Source organism: Sphingomonas sp. Ag1, assembly GCF_000980895.1.
Classification (GTDB): Bacteria; Pseudomonadota; Alphaproteobacteria; order Sphingomonadales; family Sphingomonadaceae; genus Sphingomonas; species Sphingomonas panaciterrae.
The window spans coordinates 194,112-201,604 of the sequence record NZ_LAZX01000091.1; the positions used below are offsets into that span (position 1 = coordinate 194,112).

General features: G+C 68.7%; 6 protein-coding genes. 5 read left to right on the top strand and 1 reads right to left on the bottom strand.

What is annotated here, in order from left to right:
• Window positions 1-30 precede the first annotated feature (30 nt).
• The 4 genes from ftsA to XM50_RS10700 all read left to right on the top strand — a co-directional run bounded on the left by ftsA (window position 31) and on the right by XM50_RS10700 (window position 6,295).
• Window positions 31-1,290, top strand: coding sequence for a cell division protein FtsA (gene ftsA / locus XM50_RS10685; protein ID WP_046409295.1), 1,260 nt, complete (start codon window positions 31-33; stop codon window positions 1,288-1,290).
• Window positions 1,291-1,398: 108 nt separating this feature from the next.
• Window positions 1,399-2,925: a cell division protein FtsZ gene (gene ftsZ / locus XM50_RS10690; protein WP_046409296.1), complete on the top strand. Its 1,527-nt coding sequence runs from the start codon at window positions 1,399-1,401 to the stop codon at window positions 2,923-2,925.
• Between the two features lie 113 nt (window positions 2,926-3,038).
• Window positions 3,039-5,120 (top strand): tetratricopeptide repeat protein, encoded by a 2,082-nt coding sequence (locus XM50_RS10695; protein WP_046409297.1) that lies wholly within the window; start codon window positions 3,039-3,041, stop codon window positions 5,118-5,120.
• Window positions 5,117-6,295, top strand: coding sequence for a deoxyguanosinetriphosphate triphosphohydrolase (locus XM50_RS10700; RefSeq protein ID WP_046409298.1), 1,179 nt, complete (start codon window positions 5,117-5,119; stop codon window positions 6,293-6,295). Before XM50_RS10695 ends, XM50_RS10700 begins: the two co-directional genes overlap by 4 nt.
• Window positions 6,296-6,302: 7 nt before the next feature.
• Here the strand turns inward: XM50_RS10700 and XM50_RS10705 are convergent, their stop codons facing one another.
• Window positions 6,303-7,169, bottom strand: a complete 867-nt coding sequence (locus XM50_RS10705) for an ABC transporter permease (RefSeq protein ID WP_046409299.1) — start codon at window positions 7,167-7,169, stop codon at window positions 6,303-6,305.
• 69 nt (window positions 7,170-7,238) lie between these two features.
• Between XM50_RS10705 and XM50_RS10710 the strand changes: the two genes are divergently transcribed.
• The coding region (locus XM50_RS10710) for a GcrA family cell cycle regulator (RefSeq protein ID WP_046409300.1) at window positions 7,239-7,493 on the top strand (255 nt) is incomplete at its 3' end.

A 7,493-nucleotide genomic window follows, 5' to 3' on the forward strand; every position in this document is an offset into this window, starting at 1 on the left:
TTCTCGGGGCAGGGAACAGGGGTACAGGGCATGGCGAAAGCGGCACCGGAAGGCATCATCACCGCGCTCGATATCGGCACGTCAAAGGTGTCCGCGATGATCGCCCAGCGCGGCGACGGCGGCGAACTGGTCGTGCTGGGCACTGGCCAGCGCGAATCAAAGGGCGTGAAGCGCGGCTATATCGCCGACATGGCGCTGACCGAGGTTGCCGTGCGCGAGGCGGTGGCGCAGGCGGAGCGGATCGCCGGCTTCAACATCGAGAATGTCTGGGCGGGTTTCTCCGCCGGCGGGCTCGTCAGCGACGAGGCGTTCATCGAGGTCGAGCTGAACGGCCACCGCATCGAGCAGCAGGATATCGACGCGCTTTTGCAGGAAGGTCGCTCGGCGATCGACCCGCAGGGCCGCATGGTGCTCCACGCGCAGCCGGCGCTCTACACGCTCGATGGCCTGACCGGCGTGAAGAAGCCGCTTGGCCTCCATGCCGATCGGCTCGGCGTCCACATCCACGTCATCGCGGCGGATGGCTCGCCGGTGCGCAATCTCGATCTCACCGTCCGCTCGGCGCATCTCGAGGTGAAGTCGATCATCGCCTCGCCGGTCGCGACCGGGCTCGCCTGCCTCAGCGAGGAGGAGCGCGATCTTGGCGTCGCGCTGGTGGAAATCGGCGCGGGCATGACCAACGTGTCGCTGTTCGCGGGCGGGATGCTGGTCGGCCTGAAGTCGATTCCGGTCGGCGCGTGCGACATCACCGACGATATCGCCTCTGCCTTTGGCACGTCGCGCAGCCAGGCGGAGCGGATGAAATGCTTCCATGGTTCGGCCAACGCATCGCCGCGCGACAATCACGAGATGATCGCGATTCGGCCCGGCCGTGCCGATGACGATACCGATCCGCTGCAGATCACGAAGGCGGCGCTGATCTCGGTCATCCGCACCCGGCTCGAACATCTCATCAACGAGGTGCAGGCCGCGCTGAAGGAACTGAAGTTCGAAGGTCCCGTCGGTCGTCAGGTGGTGCTGACGGGTGGCGGCGCCGAGCTGAAGGGCATTGCCGATTACGCGCAGCAGGTGCTCGGGCGCACGGTGCGCGTCGGCCGGCCGCGCGGGCTGGTCGGCCTGCCCGATGCGCATGGTGGACCGGGTTTCGCGACGCTCGCCGGACTGGCATTCTTTGCCGCATCCGATCCTGTCGACCTGCGTGGCCTCGTGCCGCAACAGCAGATGGTCGTGCGGCAAAAGGGGCTCGGCGCGCTGAAGCGTTTGTTCCAGGCGGCGAAGGCGAATTATTGATCGCCCCGCGCCGCTTTTCGGCTGGCACGCGGCGACGTTGTGTTGCACTAAGATTAATGGCGATGACGGGCCAGTGTTTGGTGCCCGAACTGACGGAGTAAATTGGCGATGGGCATCGAATTCATTGCACCCGACGTGGACGAGCTCACCCCGAAGATCGCCGTGATCGGCGTCGGCGGTGCTGGTGGCAACGCGATTGCCAACATGATGCGGGCGGACGTGCAGGGCGTCGAGTTTCTCGTCGCGAACACCGACGCGCAGGCGCTGAAGCAGTCGATCGCACCGCAAAAGATCCAGCTGGGTGCCAAGATCACCCAGGGTCTTGGCGCGGGCAGCCGGCCGGAGATCGGCCGTGCCGCGGCCGAGGAAACGATCGAGCAGGTCGCCAAGCTGCTCGAGGGCGCACACATGTGCTTCATCGCTGCCGGCATGGGCGGCGGCACGGGCACTGGCGCCGCACCGGTCATCGCCAAGGCTGCGCGCGACATGGGCATCCTGACCGTGGGTGTCGTGACCAAGCCGTTCGCCTTTGAAGGCAAGCGTCGCGGCAAGTCGGCCGACCAGGGCATCGAGGAACTGCAGAAGTTCGTCGACACGCTGATCGTCATCCCGAACCAGAATCTGTTCCTGATTGCCAACGCCAACACCACCTTCAAGCAGGCGTTCGAGCTTGCCGACGAGGTGCTCCAGCAGGGCGTTCGCGGCATCACCGACCTCATGGTCATGCCGGGTCTCATCAACCTCGATTTCGCCGACGTCCGCTCGGTGATGCAGGAGATGGGCAAGGCGATGATGGGTACGGGCGAGGCGGAAGGCGACGACCGCGCGCTGGTCGCCGCGCAGAAGGCGATTGCCAACCCGCTGCTCGACGGCGTGTCGATGCAGGGCGCGAAGGGCGTCATCATCTCGATCACCGGCGGCGAGGACATGCGCCTGCTCGAGGTGGACGAGGCGGCGAACCACATCCGCGAACTGGTCGATCCCGAAGCCAACATCATCTGGGGTTCGGCGTTCAATCCGGAGCTCGAAGGCCGCATCCGCGTGTCGGTCGTCGCTACCGGGATCGAGGCTGTGCAGCAGGCCGAAACGCCGGAGGCGGAGCCCGCTCGCGCGTTCAGCTTCTCCGCGCCGCGTCGGATCGAAACGCCCGCGCCGACGGCAACCGCTGCGCCTGCCGCGCCTGCGCCCGCCGCCCCGGCCGCTGCTCCTGTCCAGTCGCCGGCGCCGCAGCCCACCGGTGCTGCTGCCGGTGCGATGTCGGGCGGCGTGCCCACGCCGGGCGCAACGCCGGCGGTCGAGCCGTCCCCGGCTGCTCGCGCCGTCGAGCAGGAGGCGTCGGACGAACTGCTGCTCGGCAGTGACACCGTCGTGCCGGCTCCGGCCGCTCCGACGGCGGCGCCTGCGCAGCCGCGCGTGTTCGGCGATGACGAGCCGGCCGCTGCGCCGCGCCGTCGCTGGCTCTCCGGCGGCAACGAAGCCGCTGACGAGGTTCCGCCCCAGCCGCGCGTGAAGCTTGGCGGCACCTTGTTCGAGCGGATGCAGAACGCCTCGCGTGGCACGCCGCGCGCGGAGGATGCGGAATCGAAGAATCAGGTCGACATCCCGCGCTTCCTGCACCGCCAGAACAACCAGTAACGAACCAAAGCTCCGGGCGGCCGGCATTCGTCGGCCGCCCCATGCGTCCTGGCGCGGCAGGTAAGGGGACTCATTGCCCGTTCATCCCGCTTCGTCTCTAACGCAATCAGCTCATGTCTTTTTCTCGCCCCCTGATTCTTGCCGCGGCCCTCGCTGGCTCGCCTCAGGCGCTCGCCCAGGCCGCGCCGGGGCAGATGGTGCAAAGCCTCCCCGGTCAGATGGCCCCGCGGCCGACGCCGGACGCTGATGCGCTTGCTGATGCGATGCGCCGCCTCGGTGCCAATCCGCGCGATCTCAGCTCGCTGATCACCGCCGGGGAGCTTTCGCTGAAGCTCGGCGACGTCAACGCCGCCGCCTCGCTGTTCAAGCGCGCAGAGAACGTCGATCCGATGAACGGCCGCGTGAAGGCCGGCATGGCGCGGATCCTGGTGACCCAGCAGCGTCCCGGCGAGGCGCTGCGCTATTTCGACCAGGCGGTCGGCTATGGCCTCAGCCCGGCGACCTTCGCCGGCGACCGCGGCCTTGCCTATGATCTGATCGGCGAGCAGGAACGCGCCCAGCGCGACTATCGCGTCGCACTGAAGGCATCGCCGGACGAGGAGGTGCAGCGCCGCTACGCGCTCTCGCTCGGCATCAGCGGCCGCCGCAAGGAGGCACTCGACGCCATCGACGCACAGCTGCGCCACAACGATCGCAGTGCTTGGCGGGTGCGCGCCTTCATCCTCGCCATGACTGGCGACGTGCTGGGTGCGCAGAAGATCGCCAGCACCATGATGCCGCGCGGCATGGGCGCCGCGCTGTCGCCATTCTTCTCGCGGCTTGAGGCTTTGTCGCCGGTCGATCGCGCCTTTGCGGTCCATTTCGGCGAATTGCGCGCGACGCCCCAGCGGCTGGCTGACGCGCGTATGGCCCCCGCGCTCCCGCCGCTGGCACCCGAAGCGCGCCCGCCGGTCCAGGTCGCCGCCGCGACTCCCGCGCCGGCTACCACTGCGCCGGTAGACGCCCGCACCAAGCGCCGCCTCGCGCGCGAAGAGGCGAAGCGCGCGCGCGAACTCGCCCTGGCGCAGCAGCGTCAGCGTGCCGCAGACGCGCGCGCCGCCCGTTCACGGCCCCGCCAAACCCCGGCGCCGGCCGTGGCCATTGCGAGCCGCCAGCAGGCCAACCCCGCCCGGGGAACGGCCGATACGCTCCAGCCGCCCCGCTACGCCGGCGTAGAATTCGCCGCGCCCAAGCCGGTGGTTCAGGACCTCGGCCGCGCCGCGACCACCGCTCCCGCCATCAGCCAGCCGGCTCCGGCGCCAACCACCTTGGCAACGCCAACGCCGGTACCAACGCCGGCACCCACCGCGGTCGCGAGCGCCACCCCGGCATATACCCCCGCGCCAGCGCGCCCCGCCTATGTGCCGCCCCGCGCTCAGGTCCCGACCACCCTGCCAGCAACGACGCCGCCGCCATCGCTGCCGCGCACTCCTGCACCCACCTCCGTGGCGACGACGGCCGCGACCCCGCTGCCGCGCAGCGTCGACACGGCCGACGCCGCGCCGATCCCGGCACGTCCCGCGGTCAGCGAGGATACGATCCTCGCCCGGATCATGGCCGGCATCACCATTCCCGGCGCGGAGCTCGGCGTCGCCCCGGTGCGTCCGCCCGAGCCGCCGCGGCCCGCCCCCGCGCCCGTGAGCGAAGCCGCCACACCGCCGCAGGCCCCAGCGCCGACCACCACGACGCCTGCGCCGTCGCCCAGGCCAGCGGCAACGCCGAAGCCTGAGGCCAAGCCGACCCCCGCGGCGAAGGAACCGCCCGCGCCCGATCCGAAGAAGCTCGCGGCAGAGCGCAAGGCCGCCGCCGCGAAGAAGCTGGCCGACGCAAAGAAGGCGGAAGAGGCCAAGAAGGCAGCCGAGGAAGCAAAGGCCGCCAAGGCAGAACCGTCGCGCATCTGGGTTCAGGTCGCTGGCGGCGCCAACAAGGATGACCTGCCCAAGGCATGGGCCGCGGCGCAGAAGAAGGCCGACGCGCTGAAGGGCAAGACCGCCTATACCACGCCGCTGCGCTTCACCAATCGCGTGGTGACCGGTCCGTTCAAGACCGATGCGGAGGCGCGCGAGTTCATCAATACGCTCGCCAAGCAGGGGGTGTCCGCCTTCGCCTTCACCAGCGAGAAGGGCCAGAAGATGACGAGGCTTCCAGCGAAGTGACAATGCTTGCGCCATGGGCATCGCACCCGGCGCACAGCAGAGGCCGCCTTCACAAAGAACAAAGCAAGTCCGGAGCGGCCGGCGAGCGCGGCCCGCGGGATGACTACCAGCGTGACCGCGACCGCATCGTCCACTCGATCGCCTTCCGCCGCCTGCGCCACAAGACCCAGGTGTTCCTCGCCCCGGATGGCGACCATTTCCGTGTCCGCCTGACCCACAGCCTGGAGGTGGCGCAGATCGGACGCACCATCGCCCGCGCGCTGGGCCTGAACGAGGATCTGACCGAGGCGCTGTGCCTCGCGCATGACATCGGTCATCCGCCCTTCGGCCACGCCGGCGAGGATGCGCTGAAGACGGCAATGGCGGACGCCGGCGGCTTCGATCACAACGGCCATACGTTGCGCACGCTGATGCGGATCGAGCGTGCCTATCCGCGCTTCGATGGCCTCAACCTCACCTGGGACACGCTGGAGGGGCTGGCCAAGCACAATGGCCCGGCGCGGCATCCCGGCTGGGCCTTGCGCGAGGCCGATGAAGAGGCCGGGCTGGCGCTCCATAGCTATGCCAGCCTGGAGGCACAGGTCGCCGCGCTGGCCGATGATATCGCCTACGACAATCACGACATCGACGATGGCCTGCGCGCCGGGCTGCTGTGCGTCGACCAGCTGCTCGCCGTGCCGCTGGTCGCGTCCGGCTGGGATCGCGTCCGCTCGCTCTTCCCCGACGTCAGTGAGCGGCGGCAGGCGCGCGAGCTCGTCCGCAGTCAGATCGGCGTGATGGTCAATGATCTCATCGCCGAGACAAAGGCGCGCATCGCGTCGTCCGGTGTCGAAATCGTCGATGATGTCCGGGCCGCGGGGAGGGCGCTGGTCGCCTTCTCCGATCAGATGCGCATTGCGGAACGCGACCTGAAGCGGTTCATGTACGCCAACCTCTATCATCATCCGCGACAACTGGAGGCGGCCGACGCCGCGCACCGGATCGTGGCCGGGCTGTTTGCCGCGTTCCGCGCCGATCCCGCGCTGTTGCCGGACGAGTGGCGCAGCACGCTGCCCGCCGACGAACCCGGCCTCAGCCGCCACATTGCCGATTACATCGCCGGGATGACCGATCGCTATGCGGTGCGCGAATATACCCGCGTGATCGGCCCGATCGACATACCCGAGGGCTTCTGACCGGCGCCTAGTTCTTCAGCCGCCACCCACGCCGCAGCAGGGTGTAGCAGATGAGGCCAAGCACGATGTCGAGCGCCAGAATCACCGCGCTGCCCAGCGCGACGGGGGAGTCGGCGATCCCCAGGAACCCGTAGCGGAAGCCCGAGATGATGTAGAAGAACGGATTGGCGTGGCTGATCGCCTGGAACACCGGCGACAGGCGATCGACCGAATAGAAGGTGCCCGACAGCAGCGTCAGCGGCGCGACCACGAAGTTGGTCACCGCCGCGGCATGATCGAACTTCTCCGCCCAGATCGACGTCAGCACGCCGATCAGCGCGAGGAACACCGATCCCAGCAGCCCGAACCACAGCACCGCCAGCGGATGCGCCGGCATGACATGGACGCCGGGCCACAGCGACATCGCCAGCCAGACGGTCAGGCCGACGAGGAAGGCGCGCGTCACCGCGCCCCCGGTCAGCGCGGTCAGCAGCTCGGCGGTCGACAGCGGCGGCATCAGGTAATCGACGATCGTGCCCTGGATCTTGCCCACGAGCAGCGAGAAGCTGGCGTTGGCGAAGGCGTTGTTGAGCATCCCCATCACGATCAGCCCGGGCGCGACGAAATCGGCGAAGGCGACGGTCGAGCCGCCGACGTGCACTTCGCTCCGCCCGCCCAGCGCCACGGTGAAAATGACCAGATACAGAAGCGTGGTGATCGCCGGCGCCCACACCGTTTGCAGCTGGACCTTGAAGAACCGCCGCACCTCCTTCACATATAAGGTCTTCAGGCCACCCCAGTTCACGTTGCGGATTGACGGAACACCGGGTGCGCTCCTGATCAAGGAACGGTGATGGTCGGCGGACGTCCGGCCAAGTGGGGGGTGGCTGCTCATCGCGTGTTCGCGTAGTCGCTGCCGCCGCCCGCTGCAACCGGCGCAAGAAGTGAAGGAACGACAAGACCGATGTCCTGGACCGAGGAACGGATCGATACGCTGCGCAAGATGTGGGAAGGCGGCCAGACAGCCAGCCAGATCGCAGAGGCGCTGGGCGGGGTCAGCCGCAATGCCGTGATCGGCAAGGCGCACCGTCTGGGCTTGCAATCCCGTCCGTCGCCGGTCGTATCGAAGGACGCGGAGGCGAAGGCTGCCGCTGCTGCCGCCGCCGCGAAGCCGGCGCCCGCGCCCGAGCCGGTGGTCGCTGCGCCGCCGCCACCTCCC

Coding starts and splice junctions, on each gene's coding strand:
- ftsA (WP_046409295.1), top strand. CDS start 31: ATGGCGAAAGCGGCACCGGAAGGCATCATCACCGCGCTCGATATCGGC.
- ftsZ (WP_046409296.1), top strand. CDS start 1,399: ATGGGCATCGAATTCATTGCACCCGACGTGGACGAGCTCACCCCGAAG.
- XM50_RS10695 (WP_046409297.1), top strand. CDS start 3,039: ATGTCTTTTTCTCGCCCCCTGATTCTTGCCGCGGCCCTCGCTGGCTCG.
- XM50_RS10705 (WP_046409299.1), bottom strand. CDS start 7,169: ATGAGCAGCCACCCCCCACTTGGCCGGACGTCCGCCGACCATCACCGT.